The following is a 15,862-nucleotide window of genomic DNA, read 5'->3' as shown; positions in this document are numbered from 1 at the left end:
GGTGGCACGCAGCAATCAACTCAAATGTTCTACGTCGCGCGATCAAGCGCCGGTGACGCGCCAGATGACATCGCCCACATCGTCCGCCATCAGCACGGCACCGTCGGCGGCGAGAGCCACTCCGACCGGACGGCCGAAGGAGTGCTTTTCGTCCTTGGACAGGAAGTCGGTGAGGATTTCGCGCGGCATTCCCACGGGCTTGCCGTTCTCAAAAGCGACGAAGGCGAGCTTGTAGCCGGAAAGCTTGGACCGGTTCCACGACCCGTGCTGGCCAATCGCCATCCCCGCCGGAAAGCCGGGCAGCGTGCCCGCCGGCAACCAGCAGAGCCCGAGCGACGCCGTATGGCCGCCCAGCGCATAGTCGGGCTGCTGCGCGGATGCCACCTTGGCGGCGTCCTGCGGAACCCGGTCGTCCACGACCCGGTTCCAGTAGCAGTAGGGCCAGCCGTAGAACCCGCCGTCGCGAACCGATGTCAGATAATCCGGCGGCGTTTCGTCGCCCAGCCCGTCGCGTTCGTTGACAACCGTCCACAGCATGCCGCCCTCGGGCTCGAACGCCATGCCGACGGGATTGCGAAGACCGCCGGCAAAGATGCGCGACTGGCCCGTCTGAAGGTCGTATTCGTGAATGCAGGCGCGGTTTTCTTCAACACCCATGCCTTCGTCAGCGATATTGCTGAGCGATCCCACAGCCACGTAAAGCTTGGTGCCATCCTTGCTGACGATCAGGTTGCGCGTCCAGTGTCCGCCGGGCACCAGATCCATCAGCTTCTTCGGCTGCGCGGTAATCTTCGTCGCGCCGGCCACGTAAGGGTAGGCCAGAAGCGCATCGCTCCCTCCCACATAGAGCGTGTCACCGACAAGCGCGATGCCATAGGGCTGGCGCACGTTTTCGATATAGGCGAAACTTTGCTCGGCCACGCCGTCGCCATCGGCGTCGCGCAGCAGCGTCACACGGTTGGGGCTGTCGCCGGAAGCGCGCGCCCGCTGCATCGTCGCCGACATGGCATGGTCGAAGAGACTGCGCGGATTGCCGCGCTCGCCCATCGATTCCGCCACCAGCACATCGCCATTCGGCAGAACATGCATGTTGCGCGGATGCACGAGCCCGCGTGCGAATGCATTGACCTTGAGCCCCGCCGCTGCCGTCGGCTTGTGATCGCCCTCCCAGCCCTTGGCTGTTGGCATCTTCAGCGTCGGGATCTTGCCCTGCGGCTTTGCGGCCGGAATGGCCGGCGTCGTGCCAAACACCGGCTGTCGCGGGCCATCCCCCGAATGACGAATAAGAACAGCGCCCTGGCCGATAAAGGCGACGACGCGGGCAAACAGAGAAGGCTCAGTCATGGGGGAACTCTGACATTGAGGAATCCGAAAAGCAGAACGCTAAAGCCTTTATGCAACAGACACTAGAGGGCAAAGGCACAATTTATCAGAGCATCCACCTTCAGTTTATGGCTGAAGACCCGCGCAGCGTGCCGTGTTGCGGATATGCGTTTCCATTTCGCTCCTCGCCAACGCCGCGTCGTTCAATCTCAAGGCCGCAATGATGCGCCGGTGCTCGGCGATCGATTGTCGCATCCGTTCGGGATCGGTCATCGGGATCGGCTGCCGCTGGGTCTCGGTGACCTGGTCGCGCACCGTCTGGTAGAGCGCCTTGAGCATCGTGTTTGCGCAGGCCGAAACGATCGTGCCGTGGAAATCGAGATCCGCCTCGACGTTTGCGAGCAGGTCCTGGCGCGCCCAGCAATCCTCCATCGTCTGCGTTGCCATTTCCATCTTCTCGAGTTGCGCCTGCGACAGGCGGCCCGCGGACAGACGCGCGATCTCCCCTTCCAGCAGAATGCGCGTCTGGAACACATCGAACACCGAATAGCTGTCCGAGTAACGCCACGGCGCCATGTGACCGGACTGGTTCACCCCGTCCGAGACCGAGCTCGAACCCGCCGTCACGAACGTGCCGCGTCCGGCTTCGGTCTTCAGCAATCCCAGCGTTTCCAAAGTCAGCAGCGCCTCGCGCAACGACGCCCGGCTGATCCCGAACTTTTGCGAAAACTCACGCTGCGACGGGATCTTTTCGCCGGCCTTCAACTGGCCGGCCTGGATCATCGTCTGGATTTCACGGGCCACCGACTGCGGAACGAGCGTTTTGTTGAGCATGCGAAACTATTCCAGCTGGGCCCCTGCGGCACGTCAAATATATTTTTCCCCGAGCTATCTTGCAAAGCCCAAAGTGCCGTGCTTGTTTGGTCGGACTGGTCTGACCAGTTAGACCAACATAGATTGCGTCTCATCATAAAAACAAGGGGTTCTCTCAATGCTACACGCGTCACGCATCAAAACCACAGTTCTCGCCGGCCTGTTTACAGCGCTCGGCGCAATCGGCGTTCATGCCGCCGATCTTACCGTCGGCGCCAATATCGGCAATGTGCCGTGGGAATTCGAAGACGCCAGCGGCAAGGTGACCGGTTTCGAGATCGATCTCGTCAACGAAATCGCCAAGCGCCTCGGCAAGACCGTCGAATTCGTCAACACGCCGTTCAACGGCCTGTTCCCGGCGGTCCAGTCCGGCCGCATCAACATGGCGGTGTCGTCGATCACCATCACCGAGAAGCGCCTGCAGTCGGTATCCTTCGCCCAGCCCTATTACGACAGCGACCAGTCGCTGACCGTCACGGCCGCTTCCGGCATTACCGGCCTCAAGGGCATGAGCGGCAAGGTCGTCGGCGTCGATACGGGCTCGACCGGCGACATGTGGGCAGACAGCCACAAGGGCGAATACAAGCTCGGCGAAATCCGCCGCTTCGAGGGCCTGCAGCCTGCCATGCTCGACCTCGTTGCCGGCCGCGTCGATGGCTACATCTCCGACATCCCGGCCCTGCTCTACTACGCCAAGGACAAGCCGGAACTAAAGGTGGTCGAGCGCATCCCGACCGGCGAGAAATACTCGATCATGTTCAACAAGGGCGATCCGCTGGCGACAGAAGTCAACGCTGTCATCACCACGCTGAAGGGCGAAGGCTTTATCGCCAAGCTGCACCAGACATGGTTCGGTGCCAAGGCCGAAGACACGACTTCGACCGTCGCGGTCCTCGACATGCCGAAGGCCAAGTAAGGCTCACCCGAGCACGCTTGAATTGCATCCGGCGGAGCGCCAAACGCTCCGTCGGCTTGCCAAGGGAGCCGATCCGGCATGAACCTTCTCAATACATTCTTCAACATACCGGTCTTCCTGAACAGTCTGCCGCAGCTGCTCTGGGGCCTGGTCGTCACGCTGCAGATCGGCATCACCAGCATCCTGGTCGGCCTCGCGGGCGGACTGTTTCTGGCGGTGGCAAGGCTTTATGCGCCGGCATTCTTTCAGGTCCTGATCCGCATCTATATCGACATTTTTCGCTCGATACCGCTGCTGGTGCTGCTGATCGTCGTCTACTACGCCCTCCCCTTCGTCGGCATCCGCCTGTCGCCGTTCCTGTCGGCCGTAACCGCGCTGTCGCTCGTCTCGGCCGCCTATACCGCCGAGATCTTTCGCGCCGGCATCGAGGCCATTCCGAGCGGGCAGTTCGAGGCATCTGCTGCCCTTGGCCTGTCGGGCCGCAGCACGATGATGGATATCATCCTGCCGCAGGCGATCCGCATCGTCATTCCGCCGCTCACCAACAATTGCATCAACGTCATGAAAGACACGGCGCTTGCCTCCGTCGTCGCCATGCCGGATCTGCTCAAGCAGGCAACCCAGGCGCAGGCGCTCAACGCCAACCCGACGCCGCTGATCGGGGCCGCTCTCATCTATATCGCGCTGCTCTGGCCTATGGTGGCCGTCGTTGCGCGTCTCGAAAAGCATTACAGCCGGGGGAAACGCTGATGGCGAAGACAACCGGCCCCTTGATCTCGATTCGCCGCCTGAACAAGGCCTATGGCACATTCACCGTTCTGCACGATATCGATCTCGATGTGGCCGAAGGCGAAGTGGTCTGCATCATCGGCCCCTCCGGCTCCGGCAAATCGACGCTGATCCGCTGCATCAACCACCTCGAAGCCTTCTCGCCGGACAGCACCATCACCGTTGACGGCACCCGCGTCGCACCGGGACCGGCGCTTGCGAAAGTCCGCGCCGAAGTCGGCATGGTGTTTCAGTCGTTCAATCTCTTCCCGCATATGACGGTGCTGAGAAACGTCATGCTGGCACCGATGCGCGTCAGGAAGGCATCGCCAGAAGACGCCGAGCGCAAAGCCCGCGAATTGCTGGCGCGGGTCGGCATTTCTGAACAGGCGGAAAAGTTCCCCGGCCAGCTCTCCGGCGGCCAGCAGCAACGCGTGGCAATAGCCCGGGCGCTCGCCATGGAACCCGGCGTGCTGCTGTTCGACGAGCCGACCTCCTCGCTCGATCCCGAAATGGTCGGCGAAGTGCTGGACGTGATGCGCAAGCTCGCCGGCACGGGCGTCACCATGATCATCGTCACCCATGAGATGGGCTTTGCCCGCCAGGTCGCCGACCGGGTGATCTTCATGGATGCGGGACGGCTTGTCGAGGCGGGCACGCCGGCCGAGATCTTCGACAATCCTAGGGAAGAACGGACACGCAGCTTCTTGCGCGCCGTACTCAATCATTGAAGAACAACAAACGCAGGACTACAGGGATGAACACCACTTCACCACTCGATCTCGACTACGTGCGCAGCCAGTTCCCCGGCCTCGCCCGCGGCTGGACGCTGTTCGACAACGCCGGAGGGTCGCAGATCCTTAAAGGTGCCGTTGAGCGCATCAACACATTCCTGATCGAGAAGAACGTCCAGATCGGCGGCTCCTACGCCGTATCGCAGGCAGCAGCCGCCGCACTCTACGAGTCACGCACCGCGGCCATGAACTTGGTAAACGCCTCGCGTCCGGAAGAAATCGTCTTCGGCGCTTCCACCACTCAGCTGCTGCAAAACCTCGCCCGCGCCATGCAGAGCCAGCTCTCGCCCGGCGACGAAATCATCGTCACCGTCAGCGATCACGAATCCAATATCGGCCCCTGGGACCGGCTGCAGGAGCGCGGCATCACGCTGAAGTTCTGGCCGCTCAACAAGGACACGCTGACGCTTGATCTGGCCGACCTTGCGCCGCTGATGAGCGATCGCACCAAGCTGGTCTGTGTCACGCACGTGTCGAACATCCTCGGATCGATCAACCCGATCAGAGAGATCGCCGATTTCGTGCATGCCCGTGGCGCAAAGATCTGCGTCGATGCCGTGGCCTATGCCCCGCACCGCGCCGTCGACGTGCAGGCGCTGGATGTCGATTACTACGTCTTCAGCCTCTACAAGACCTATGGTCCGCACTACGCGCTGATGTATGGCAAATACGATCTGCTGGCCGAGCTCGATACGCTCTATCATTACTTCTACGGCAAGGACAAAGTGCCGGGCAAGCTCGAGCCGGGTAACCCGAACTACGAGCTTGCCTATTCGACCTGCGGCATCGTCGACTACCTGACGGCGCTCGGCGAACAGGCCGGCGAGACCGGCACGGTGCGCCAGAAGATCGAAGCGGCTTTCGCGGCAATCACGGCCCAGGAAAACCTCTTGGCGGAACGCCTTCTCGCGTACCTCCGCTCGCGCAACGACTGCCGCATCGTCGGCCAGACGACGAACAGCGGTAGCACGAGGGTCCCGACGATCGCGTTCCGCTTCGATGGCCGCGACGCCGGCGAAGTCTGCAAGGCGATGGACGGCGAGAAGATCGCCATCCGTTTCGGCGATTTCCACTCGCGCCGGCTTGCCGAATACCTTGAGCTGACAGACCACGGCGGCATGGTTCGCGTGTCGATGGTCCACTACAACACGCTGGAAGAGATCGATCGCTTTACCGCAGCACTCGATCGGATCCTCGCAACCGACGCCGGTCGCGCGGCCGCCGCCGCCGCTTAAGAAGGGAACGGATCATGCGCTTCGATACGGTCATCAGGCACGGCACGGTGGTCACCGCCAGCGACACGTTCGTGAGCGATGTGGGCATCAAGGATGGCCGCATCGCTGCCCTTGCGGCAGAGCTTACCGAAGCCGATGAGGTGATCGACGCGACAGGACTGTTCGTTCTGCCGGGTGGTATCGACAGCCATGTCCATCTCGACCAGCCGTCCGGCGACGGCATCGTCATGGCAGACGACTTCGACTCGGGCACCCGGTCGGCGGCGATCGGCGGCAACAGCACGGTTCTGGCCTTCTGCATGCAGGAGAAGGGCCAGACGTTGCGCGAGGCGCTGAAGATCTATCACGCCAAGGCAGACGGCAAATGCCATGTCGACGTCGCCTTCCATCTGGTCATCACCGATCCGACGCCTGACGTCCTCGGCCAGGAACTGCCGGCACTTGTCGAGGACGGCTATACCTCGCTCAAGGTGTTCATGACCTATGAGGGTCTGCGTCTGCGCGACGACGAGATCCTGGCGACGCTCGACACCGCACGGCGCACCGGCGCGCTGGTCATGGTTCATTGCGAGAACGAGGATGCGATCCGCTACCTGATCGGCCGGCATGAGGAAGAGGGCAAGTTCGCGCCAAAATTCCATGCCACGACCAGACCAATCGCCGCCGAGCGCGAAGCCACCCACCGGGCGCTGTCGCTGGCCGAAATCGTCGATGTGCCGATCGTCATCGTCCACGTTTCAAACCGCGAGGCGATGGAAGAGATCCGCCGCGCCCGTCAGCGCGGCCAGAAGATCGCCGGCGAAACCTGCCCGCAATATCTGATGCTGACGGCCGATGATCTCGACCAGACGGAGATGGAGGGCGCCAAATTCGTCTGCTCCCCGCCGCCGCGCGACAAGGCCAGCCAGGATGCCTGCTGGGAAGGACTTGAACAGGGTGTCTTCGACCTCTTCTCCTCCGACCACTGCCCCTTCCGTTTCGACGATCCGGAAGGCAAGCTGAACGAAAAGGGCAAGCGCAATTTCCGCTGGATCCCGAACGGCATACCGGGCGTCGCCACCCGCCTGCCGATCCTGTTTTCCGAAGGCGTCATGAAGGGCCGCATCGACATCAACACATTCGTCGCGGTGACTTCGACCAATCACGCCAAACTCTACGGTCTCTATCCCCGCAAGGGCACGATCGCGATCGGCGCCGATGCAGACATCGCCCTGTGGGATCCGGACAAGCGCGTCACTTTGACGAACGATCTCCTGAAACACGGCGCTGATTATACGCCCTATGAAGGGCTCGATATCCGCGGCTGGCCGGTGCAGATGCTGCTGGGCGGCAGGACCATCGTCAAGGACGGAGAGCTGACCGGGCCCGGAAGCCGCGGCCGCTATCTCCCGCGAAACCGCTCGTCCCTGAGATCGAGCCGGGGTTCAACCTGAGGCGTTGCACAAGCTGCAACGCCTTTCGCTGGCCACCACGTCTGCCTGACGATGCGAGCGTGACTTGGCCGCCGCTATGAGGCGGCGGAGCCCACAAGCAAGCGGTGATTACTTCGTCACCGTGAGGGTCGCATGCATGCCGGCTTCGTAATGGCCCTTGATGTTGCAAAAGAGCATATACGTTCCGGGGACAAGCTTGGCCTTCAACTGGCCATCGGCACCGGGCTTCAGATCGGCAACTTCACCAAGGCTTTTCAGCGTCTTCTCATCGACGCGATGTTTGGCCTTGACTACGGTGAGTGTCTGATCTGGCGACTTCAACTTGACGAGCACCATTTCGTGCTCCTCGGTCGTCGCGTCGTTGTGGACCATAAACGTTGTGTCGCCTGCCGGAACGGTCGTCTGATCCATTGTCAACGTCATCGGCTCACCCGCTTCGCCGGACTCGACAACCTTGACCATAGAGCCGGCCAGTGCAGGCGTTGCAGCAACGAAAAGGGCAAGTGCAATAGCGGTGTCTCGGATTGTGAGCATGGGTTTACCTCCGGTTGTCATCACCGGATGGGTATGACGGCAAGCTGACAGCGGCCTGAACGAATTGGAGCGTGTTCTCACCGCCTACCGGAGCAGGCCGTTACATCGTGGCCACCTTATGGGCGTCGAGAATGACCGCGATGTCTTTGCTGTGCACGACACAATTGCGCCCGGACGCCTTGGCAACGAACAGCGCCTTGTCGGAGGCCTGGTAGAGAGCCTCGAACGTAGGGTAGTCCTCCTGGTCCGCAACGCCACCGGACACCGTGATATCGACCTGCCTTTTGCCCGCTTGTATGGGCCGCGCAGCAATCAGGGCCCTGCAGCGGTGCGCGAGCGAGAGACGCTCCGTCGGCGAAAGCGCTGACACGAGGACTGCGAACTCCTCACCACCGATCCGGGCAACGGCACGACTTTGCGAAAAGATCTCGGCGAGCTGATGCGCAACTGCAATGATGGCCTGGTCCCCGATATCGTGGCCAAAGCGGTCGTTGATCGCTTTGAATTTATCGATATCGAACAGGATGAGAGAAGATGCGGCGGGAGCGCGCGTCACCTCATCCAGGAACGCTCGCCGATTCATCAGCCCCGACAACATGTCCGTTCGGCTCAAATGCTCGAAAGCCGCCCGGGAGATCGTGAGGTGATGAATTGCTAGACCAACGATATAGACGATCGAAAATGTCAGCGCCGATGCAACGACAGTCGAGATGATAACCCCAACCGTTGCGGCGGGCACGACGTCATACGGCAGCCATCCCAATCCATGAAGCGTGTAGTGGGCCGCAACGTTGAGAATGTCGGCAACAACGGTGACGCAAACGGTCATGAGCAAAGCGAATGCGAGGACTTTGCGTCGCGTCTCGAACCGGTCCGACGCACAGGCCTGCTTGATGTAGCGGTCGATCAAAGCAAGCATGCGATAATTCCAATACTGTTCGAAGCGACCACGCGGACGCGCCTGGCGGCTTTCAGCTCGCCACACTGAACTACAAACGCATTGAGACTTCGTGAATCCGAACACAAGTTAATTTGCGATTAAGTGTCGCAAATAATCTTCGTATTTCCTCGTCAAATTGGTGCAGCCATGGAACATTGGTGTAATCGTGGGAGCCCCTGCCCGTAATCAAACGTCAGAAGGGCCGGGATCAGTCTGCGGCCATCTCGCCAATGCTTCACGGCCAGCATCGGTCAGGCCGTAGACGCCTCTGTCGAGCCGCTCGAACCATCCATAGACATTGGAGAGCAAAATCTTGCCTGCATCCGGGATGACCGCCCTGATATCGCGCACGCGGGACGGACCGTTGGAGACCATGGCAGCGCAGCTGAGCGCCTGCTGGCGATAGGCAGTCATGACGGGAACCCGCGTACTGCCGCCAAGCACGGGATCGCCGCGTCTCTTCTGGTGTTCGCGCATCAGCCTTGAGCGTCGTTTCGGATTGGTCCGGGGCATCGGCGACACGGACCCGACGATGACGCTGACCTCGCCCCCGGCCGAAACGCCGAGAATACCGATGCCAAGCCGGCGGCAGAGGTCGCGGTAGCGCTTGTCGGTTTCGCGGCCCTTGCCCTTGAGCGAAAGTTTTGCCGCGATCCAGACCTCGTCCGCGATTGCCGCCCTGTCCACCGCCTGGAGAATAAGCTCGAGATTGAAGCTCAGCTTGAGCTCGCAAATGACGACGACGGTGGGATCGCCCTCGCTCAGACCAACGAGATCACAGCCGCCAACTTCGCCCTTCACCACATAGCCTGCAGTCTCGAGAAAGGATTTGACCGGTAGATAGAGGGAGGTTTCCATGGATGCGCATCACAGTCGGGAATCAGGCTGCAGACATACACCGATCAACCGGCCAGATCACCCCGCGGCCGGATTTCAGCTTTCGGCCAGCCGGTAGCCGACGCCCGTTTCGGTCAGGATGTATCGCGGCTGGTCGGGCATTTCCTCGATCTTCTGGCGGATCTGGCGCACGTAGATGCGCAGGTACTGGATGTCGGTGACCTCCCCCCAGACCTGGTCGATCAGGTATCGGTGGGTCAGCACGCGCCCCGCATGCTGCACGAGGATCCGCAGGATGTCGTATTCCTTGCGCGAGAATTTTACCTCCTCGCCCTTCACCTTGACCACGCGCCGCACGAGATCGACACTGAGATCACCCGTCTGGAAGATCGGCTTTTCGCCCTGGGTCTGCAACCGGTGGCGCAACGCAACCCGGATCCGCGCAATCAGTTCGTTCATGTTGAACGGCTTGGTAAGGTAATCGTCGGCACCCATTTCCAGCGCCTTGACGATCCCTTCCTCATCCGTCCGGCTCGACAGGATCACGATCGGCAGCGTCAGCCCCTCGGCGCGCCATTTCGCCAGAAGATCGTGCCCGGCCATATCAGGCAGGCCGAGATCCAGCAGAACGAGATCGGGCTGGTCCGCGGCCACGAGTTCCATTGCGGTCCTCGCGTTCGGGGCTTCGATGATGACGAAATCCTGCGTCGAAAGCCCGACCCGCAACAGCTTGCGGATCGGCGGCTCGTCATCGACGACCAGAATTCTCGTGGCGGCCTGGTTCATCGCATGTCTCCGTCAATCTGCAGCTGGGCCGGAATTGGCATACGGATCGTAAAGATCGCGCCCTCACCCGCTGGTCTGTTTCCCGCCGTCAGACGCCCGCCCATCGCTTCGATGAAACCACGGCTGATGGACAGTCCAAGGCCGGTGCCGGCCTTGACATGATCGATCTTGCGCACCCGGTAGAAAGTGTCGAACACCCGTTCCAGGTCGGCATCAGGTATCCCCGGCCCCTCGTCCAGAACGGCAAGGGTGACGTATTTCGCATCTGACCAGCCCAGAACCTCGATGGTCGTGCCCTCTGGCGCATATTTGGCCGCGTTGTCGATGAGATTGAAGAGTGCCTGCTCCAGTAGGACCGGATCGCTTCTGATCATCGGCATTTCGGATGGAATAGCCACCTTCAGCCTGTGATCGGCGGTGATTTTCTGTGCCCGCGTCAAGGCCGTCCCGACGATATCGCCGACATAATGAAGCGCAAAGTTTGGCTCCATGGCGCCTGATCCGATGCGCGTCATGTCGAGCAGGTTGACGATGAACCGGTTGAGGCGCTCGGACTCCTCGATCACGGTGGTCAGAAGTTCATCTCGCGAATGATCGGTCAGGTTCGCCCCGAAATCCTTGAGCGTGCTCGCCGACCCGAGCACGGCTGAAAGCGGTGTCTTCAGATCATGCGAAAGCGAGGTCAGCAGCGCGGTGCGCAATTTGTCCGTTTCGGCGGCAAGCTTGGCCTTGTCGACGTCAGCGACGAGTTGAATGCGCTCGATCGCGAGTGCTGCCTGATCGGCCAGCGCATCGAACAAACGCTGCTGGTCCGGGGTGAGCAACGGTCCCTGCCTGTCGTTGTCGAGGCCGACAACGCCGATCGCCCCTCGCCCCGTGCGCAACGGCAGGTACAACCGCTTGGCGCCGGGTAACGTATCGGCAGCGCGGCCGGCCGGACGATTGTGTTCCCATGTCCATTTCGCAGCCGCGATGTCGGCATCGACAAGCGTGTCATCAGGCGGATAGCCGGCCCGGACGGCAAGGGTGTCGTTCTCGGGCAACAGAATGACGACCCGAACCTTCAGCATGGAGGCGATCTGGAACGCGGTGGCCCAGAGCACATCGTCAAGCGTCCCGGTTCCAGCAAGCTTCTTCGAGAACAGATAGAGATCCTCCGTCGTGCGGGCTCTCTGCCGGGCGGCTATCGCCTGCCTTTGAACCGACGCGGCCAGATTGCTTGCCACAACGGCGGTTCCGAGAAACGAGAGAAGGGCAACGACGCTTTCCGGATCTCGGATCGTGAACGTGAAGCGCGGCTCGAGAAAGAAGAAATTGAAGGCGAGAGCGCCGATGACGGACGCATAGAGACCCGGCCCCAGCCCTCCCCGGATTGCCGAAGCGAGCACGCCCATCAGGAAAACGAGCGCCAGGTTCTGCACGTCGAGCGCCCGGTCGAGCAGCGTACCGATCGCAACCGCGGCCGTCATGAACAGCGTGGCGCGGATATAGTGTTTCGGATTGAGCCTTCTCGTCGGCGGCGCTGTCCTGACGCCCGTCGAGACAGCCTCCTCGCTGCCGCCGGACATGACATGAACGCTGATTGCCCCGGAATAGCGGATGAGATCGTGCGTGATCGACCCATCCCACAGCTCTCGCCAGCGCGGCTTGGTCGACTTGCCGATGATCAGGTGATTGAAGTTGTGAGCATTGGCGTAAGCGATGATTTCCCGCGACACCCTTGAGGCAGGCAGCGTCACGGTTTCGGCGCCGAGCTGTTCGGCGAGCCGCATCGCAGCCGATAGCCGGTCCTTGTCGGCCTCGCCCAGATTGGCGGATCCGGGCGTCTCCAGATGCAGCGCCGTCAAGGGTGCCCGCAACCTGTCGGCCTGCCGTCTTGCGTAGCGCACCAGTGCCGCACCGTTTCGGCCATGATCGAGGCAAACGAGAATGCGTTCGCCCGCAGCCCAGGGACCCGCGATGGCATGCGCCTGCATGTGATTGAGAAGCTGATCATCCACCCGCTGCGCCGTGCGACGCAGCGCCAGTTCGCGCAGCGCCGTCAGGTTGCCCGGAGAGAAATAGTTCTCGACCGCACGGCGCGCGGTCGTGGGCAGATAGACCTTGCCGTCATGCAGACGCTTGATCAGATCCTGCGGCGTAATATCGATGATCTCGATATCGTCGGCGCGGTCGATCACCGAGTCCGGCACCGTTTCCCGAACGCGGATACGGGTGATCTGCGCGACGATGTCGTTCAGGCTCTCGACATGCTGGATATTGAGCGTCGAAAAGACGTCGATGCCACTGGCAAGGATTTCGAGGACATCGAGATATCGCTTCGGGTGGCGGCTGCCGGGGGCGTTGGTATGGGCCAGTTCATCGACCAGCACCAGACGGGGCTTCCTGGCAAGGATCGCATCGAGATCCATCTCGTCGAGCTGCTGGCCGCGATAGTCGAACACGCGGCGGGGGATCATTTCGAAACCCTCGACCAGCGCTTCGGTTTCCTTCCGCCCGTGTGTTTCAACCACGCCGATCGCCACATCGATGCCGTCGGCCTTTCGGCTGCGGCCGGACATCAACATTTCATAGGTCTTCCCGACGCCGGGTGCGGCCCCGAGAAAGATCTTCAGCCGGCCACGCCCCTCCTGCCGGGCGTACTCGAGAAGAGCATCCGGTGATGGTCTGCTAGCGCCTTCGTGTTTTGCGTCCGGCATGGAGGTCTTTCGTTCCGCAAACGAGCGGCGGCCAAACTGACCGCCGCTCGTTCAACTACGACTTCTCGGCGTCGAGCGCCATATTGAGCGCCAACACATTCACCACAGGCTCACCCAGAAAGCCCAGTTCTCGCTGTTCGATATGACGCTCGACCAGGGCGCGGACGGCGGCTTCATCCATGCTGCGCGCCTTTGCGACACGCTGCACCTGAAACAGCGCCGCTTCCGGCGAGATATGCGGATCGAGACCGCTGCCCGATGCGGTGACGAGGTCGATCGGCACATCCGCGCCCGGGTTGGTCGCTTTCGCAGCTTCCGTGTCGGCCTTCACGCGATCGATCAGCTTCTGGCTGGTCGGGCCGAGGTTCGAGCCGGAGGACGAGGCCGCGTTATAGCCATCGCCTGCAGCAGACGGGCGACCATGGAAATACTGCTCGCCGGTAAACGCCTGGCCGATCAGCGCGGAGCCGACGACCTTGCCATCCTGTTCGATCAGGCTGCCATTCGCCTGGACGGGGAAGATCGCCTGGGCAATGCCGGTCATGGCAAACGGATAGACAAGGCCGGTGATGACGGTGACGGCAACGATCATGACGATTGCCGGACGGATCTGTTTCAACATGACGAATGCTCCTTAGGCAAGACCGATGGTCGTGATGACCATGTCGATCGCCTTGATGGCGAAGAAGGGAAGGATGATACCGCCGAGGCCGTAGATCAGAAGGTTGCGCGACAGCAGCGCACCGGCACCGACGGCGCGGTATTTGACGCCGCGCAGCGACAGCGGGATCAGGGCAACGATGATCAGCGCGTTGAAGATGATCGCCGACAGGATGGCGCTTTGCGGTGTCGCCAGTCCCATCACGTTGAGAACGCCGAGCTGCGGGTAGAAGGCCAGGAACATGGCCGGAATGATCGCGAAATACTTGGCGATGTCGTTGGCGATCGAAAACGTCGTCAGCGCGCCGCGGGTCATCAGCAACTGTTTGCCGATCTCGACGATCTCGATGAGCTTGGTCGGATCGCTGTCGAGATCGACCATGTTGCCGGCTTCGCGCGCGGCCACCGTGCCGGTGTTCATCGCCACGCCGACATCGGCCTGGGCGAGCGCCGGCGCATCGTTGGTACCGTCGCCGCACATGGCAACCAGCTTGCCCTTGGCCTGCTCCTCGCGGATCAGCGACAGCTTGTTTTCCGGCGTTGCCTGGGCGAGGAAATCGTCGACCCCTGCCTCTGCCGCAATCGCGGCCGCCGTCATCGGATTGTCGCCGGTGATCATCACCGTGCGGATGCCCATGCGGCGCAATTCTGCAAACCGCTCGCGGATGCCGCCCTTGACGATATCCTTGAGCTGGATGACGCCGAGCAGCCTTCCGCCGCGGGCAACGGCAAGCGGCGTACCGCCAGCCTTGGCGATCTCGTCGGCAATCGCCTGGCATTCCACCAGGACGGCGTCCTGCGTGACGGGCCCACCGGCCACGGCATTCTGGCGGATATAGGAAAGGATGGAATCGACCGCACCCTTGCGGATCTGCTCTCCGTCCAGATCGACACCGCTCATGCGGGTCTGTGCCGTGAACGGAACGAAGGTTGCCTTGAGGCTCGCCATATCGCGACTGCGGATGGCGTACTTTTCCTTGGCGAGCACCACGACGGAACGTCCCTCAGGAGTTTCGTCGGCAAGCGAGGCGAGTTGCGCCGCATCGGCAAGATCCTGTTCCGATACGCCCTTGACCGGACGGAAGGACGTTGCCTGGCGATTGCCGAGCGTGATCGTGCCGGTCTTGTCGAGGAGAAGCGTATCCACATCGCCGGCAGCCTCGACAGCGCGGCCCGACATGGCAAGCACGTTGAAGCGCACCAGGCGGTCCATGCCGGCAATGCCGATCGCCGACAACAGTGCGCCGATCGTCGTCGGTATCAGCGTCACGAACAGCGCGACCAGCACGATGACCGGGATGGAGCCGCCCGCATAGGACGCAAACGCCGGAATGGTCGCAGTTGCCAGAACGAAGATCAGCGTCATGCCGGCGAGAAGGATGTTGAGCGCGATCTCGTTCGGGGTCTTCTGACGTTCGGCGCCTTCGACGAGCGAAATCATCCGGTCGATAAAGGTCGAGCCGGCAGCGGCCGTGATGCGCACGCGGACCCAGTCGGACAGGACCTGCGTGCCGCCTGTGACGGCCGAGCGGTCACCACCGGATTCGCGGATCACAGGGGCGGATTCGCCCGTGATTGCTGCTTCGTTGACGGAGGCGACGCCTTCGATCACTTCCCCATCCGAGGGGATGATGTCGCCGGCTTCAACCAGAACGATGTCGTTCAGCTTGAGAGTGGTGCCGGCGACCATCTGGTAGTCGGTCCGCTCTTTGCCGGTGAGAAGTTTCGCCTGGACCTCGGTGCGGGCCTTGCGCAGCGATTCTGCTTGCGCCTTGCCACGTCCTTCGGCAACGGCTTCCGCGAAATTGGCGAACAGGACGGTGAACCAGAGCCAGATGTTGAGCTGCAGGGAGAAGCCCAGGTCGTCGCTGCCGGCGGCAAGATCGCGCAGGAACAGAACGGTGGTCAGCACAGACACCGTGGCCACGACGAACATGACCGGGTTTTTGACGAGGGTTTTCGGGTTCAGCTTGGTAAAAGCACCGCCGATTGCCGGAACGAGGATGCGCTTGTCCAGGATACTTGCGGATCTTGGTGCGCTATCGGATTTTGCCTGGCTCATAT

14 protein-coding genes are annotated in these 15,862 nt (G+C 61.6%); 5 read left to right on the top strand and 9 right to left on the bottom strand.

Annotation, left to right across the window (positions count from 1 at the left end):
* Positions 1–42: 42 nt before the first annotated feature.
* Complete coding sequence (locus ACQY1L_RS02670) at positions 43–1,344, bottom strand: PQQ-dependent sugar dehydrogenase (protein WP_092659951.1); 1,302 nt, start codon at positions 1,342–1,344, stop codon at positions 43–45.
* Positions 1,345–1,449: 105 nt separating this feature from the next.
* Positions 1,450–2,157 carry a FadR/GntR family transcriptional regulator gene (locus tag ACQY1L_RS02665; protein WP_430242529.1) on the bottom strand — a complete coding sequence of 236 codons (708 nt, stop codon included), beginning with the start codon at positions 2,155–2,157 and terminating at the stop codon, positions 1,450–1,452.
* A gap of 157 nt (positions 2,158–2,314) precedes the next feature.
* Here ACQY1L_RS02665 and ACQY1L_RS02660 point away from each other — a divergent pair, with 157 nt between their 5' ends.
* The 5 genes from ACQY1L_RS02660 (at position 2,315) to hydA (ending at position 7,342) form a co-directional block, all read left to right on the top strand.
* Complete coding sequence (locus ACQY1L_RS02660) at positions 2,315–3,112, top strand: transporter substrate-binding domain-containing protein (protein WP_062582473.1); 798 nt, start codon at positions 2,315–2,317, stop codon at positions 3,110–3,112.
* A 78-nt stretch (positions 3,113–3,190) separates the two neighbouring features.
* Positions 3,191–3,862, top strand: coding sequence for an amino acid ABC transporter permease (locus tag ACQY1L_RS02655; RefSeq protein ID WP_209901718.1), 672 nt, complete (start codon positions 3,191–3,193; stop codon positions 3,860–3,862).
* Positions 3,862–4,611, top strand: coding sequence for an amino acid ABC transporter ATP-binding protein (locus ACQY1L_RS02650; protein WP_062460642.1), 750 nt, complete (start codon positions 3,862–3,864; stop codon positions 4,609–4,611). The genes ACQY1L_RS02655 and ACQY1L_RS02650 overlap by 1 nt, the downstream gene beginning before the upstream one ends.
* Positions 4,612–4,637: 26 nt before the next feature.
* Complete coding sequence (locus ACQY1L_RS02645) at positions 4,638–5,909, top strand: cysteine desulfurase-like protein (protein WP_430242526.1); 1,272 nt, start codon at positions 4,638–4,640, stop codon at positions 5,907–5,909.
* Between the two features lie 14 nt (positions 5,910–5,923).
* Positions 5,924–7,342 carry a dihydropyrimidinase gene (gene hydA / locus ACQY1L_RS02640; RefSeq protein ID WP_430242524.1) on the top strand — a complete coding sequence of 473 codons (1,419 nt, stop codon included), beginning with the start codon at positions 5,924–5,926 and terminating at the stop codon, positions 7,340–7,342.
* 108 nt (positions 7,343–7,450) lie between these two features.
* Here the strand turns inward: hydA and ACQY1L_RS02635 are convergent, their stop codons facing one another.
* From ACQY1L_RS02635 to kdpB, 7 genes are all read right to left on the bottom strand, one after another.
* Entirely contained in the window at positions 7,451–7,876 is a 426-nt protein-coding gene (locus tag ACQY1L_RS02635; protein ID WP_430242522.1) for a plastocyanin/azurin family copper-binding protein, read from the bottom strand.
* Between the two features lie 100 nt (positions 7,877–7,976).
* Complete coding sequence (locus ACQY1L_RS02630; RefSeq protein WP_430242520.1) at positions 7,977–8,786, bottom strand: GGDEF domain-containing protein; 810 nt, start codon at positions 8,784–8,786, stop codon at positions 7,977–7,979.
* 216 nt (positions 8,787–9,002) lie between these two features.
* Positions 9,003–9,674: a DUF2161 domain-containing phosphodiesterase gene (locus ACQY1L_RS02625; RefSeq protein ID WP_430242519.1), complete on the bottom strand. Its 672-nt coding sequence runs from the start codon at positions 9,672–9,674 to the stop codon at positions 9,003–9,005.
* A gap of 75 nt (positions 9,675–9,749) precedes the next feature.
* Positions 9,750–10,439 carry a response regulator transcription factor gene (locus tag ACQY1L_RS02620; protein ID WP_174196249.1) on the bottom strand — a complete coding sequence of 230 codons (690 nt, stop codon included), beginning with the start codon at positions 10,437–10,439 and terminating at the stop codon, positions 9,750–9,752.
* Positions 10,436–13,138 carry a DUF4118 domain-containing protein gene (locus tag ACQY1L_RS02615; RefSeq protein WP_430242517.1) on the bottom strand — a complete coding sequence of 901 codons (2,703 nt, stop codon included), beginning with the start codon at positions 13,136–13,138 and terminating at the stop codon, positions 10,436–10,438. The genes ACQY1L_RS02620 and ACQY1L_RS02615 overlap by 4 nt, the downstream gene beginning before the upstream one ends.
* Positions 13,139–13,193: 55 nt before the next feature.
* Positions 13,194–13,760, bottom strand: coding sequence for a potassium-transporting ATPase subunit KdpC (gene kdpC / locus ACQY1L_RS02610; RefSeq protein WP_430242515.1), 567 nt, complete (start codon positions 13,758–13,760; stop codon positions 13,194–13,196).
* Between the two features lie 12 nt (positions 13,761–13,772).
* Positions 13,773–15,860 (bottom strand): potassium-transporting ATPase subunit KdpB, encoded by a 2,088-nt coding sequence (kdpB, locus tag ACQY1L_RS02605; protein ID WP_430242513.1) that lies wholly within the window; start codon positions 15,858–15,860, stop codon positions 13,773–13,775.
* Positions 15,861–15,862 lie beyond the last annotated feature (2 nt).

The organism is Neorhizobium sp. DAR64862/K0K3 (assembly GCF_050500185.1).
Classification (GTDB): domain Bacteria; phylum Pseudomonadota; class Alphaproteobacteria; order Rhizobiales; family Rhizobiaceae; genus Neorhizobium; species Neorhizobium soli.
Note: the sequence above shows the minus strand (reverse complement) of the source record. Positions and strands in the feature narration are given on the sequence as shown.

Bases quoted from the DNA above. Each gene is read 5' to 3' on its own strand.
- ACQY1L_RS02670 (WP_092659951.1), bottom strand. From the start codon at position 1,344: ATGACTGAGCCTTCTCTGTTTGCCCGCGTCGTCGCCTTTATCGGCCAG.
- ACQY1L_RS02665 (WP_430242529.1), bottom strand. From the start codon at position 2,157: ATGCTCAACAAAACGCTCGTTCCGCAGTCGGTGGCCCGTGAAATCCAG.
- ACQY1L_RS02660 (WP_062582473.1), top strand. From the start codon at position 2,315: ATGCTACACGCGTCACGCATCAAAACCACAGTTCTCGCCGGCCTGTTT.
- ACQY1L_RS02655 (WP_209901718.1), top strand. From the start codon at position 3,191: ATGAACCTTCTCAATACATTCTTCAACATACCGGTCTTCCTGAACAGT.
- ACQY1L_RS02650 (WP_062460642.1), top strand. From the start codon at position 3,862: ATGGCGAAGACAACCGGCCCCTTGATCTCGATTCGCCGCCTGAACAAG.
- ACQY1L_RS02645 (WP_430242526.1), top strand. From the start codon at position 4,638: ATGAACACCACTTCACCACTCGATCTCGACTACGTGCGCAGCCAGTTC.
- hydA (WP_430242524.1), top strand. From the start codon at position 5,924: ATGCGCTTCGATACGGTCATCAGGCACGGCACGGTGGTCACCGCCAGC.
- ACQY1L_RS02635 (WP_430242522.1), bottom strand. From the start codon at position 7,876: ATGCTCACAATCCGAGACACCGCTATTGCACTTGCCCTTTTCGTTGCT.
- ACQY1L_RS02625 (WP_430242519.1), bottom strand. From the start codon at position 9,674: ATGGAAACCTCCCTCTATCTACCGGTCAAATCCTTTCTCGAGACTGCA.
- ACQY1L_RS02620 (WP_174196249.1), bottom strand. From the start codon at position 10,439: ATGAACCAGGCCGCCACGAGAATTCTGGTCGTCGATGACGAGCCGCCG.
- ACQY1L_RS02615 (WP_430242517.1), bottom strand. From the start codon at position 13,138: ATGCCGGACGCAAAACACGAAGGCGCTAGCAGACCATCACCGGATGCT.
- kdpC (WP_430242515.1), bottom strand. From the start codon at position 13,760: ATGTTGAAACAGATCCGTCCGGCAATCGTCATGATCGTTGCCGTCACC.
- kdpB (WP_430242513.1), bottom strand. From the start codon at position 15,860: ATGAGCCAGGCAAAATCCGATAGCGCACCAAGATCCGCAAGTATCCTG.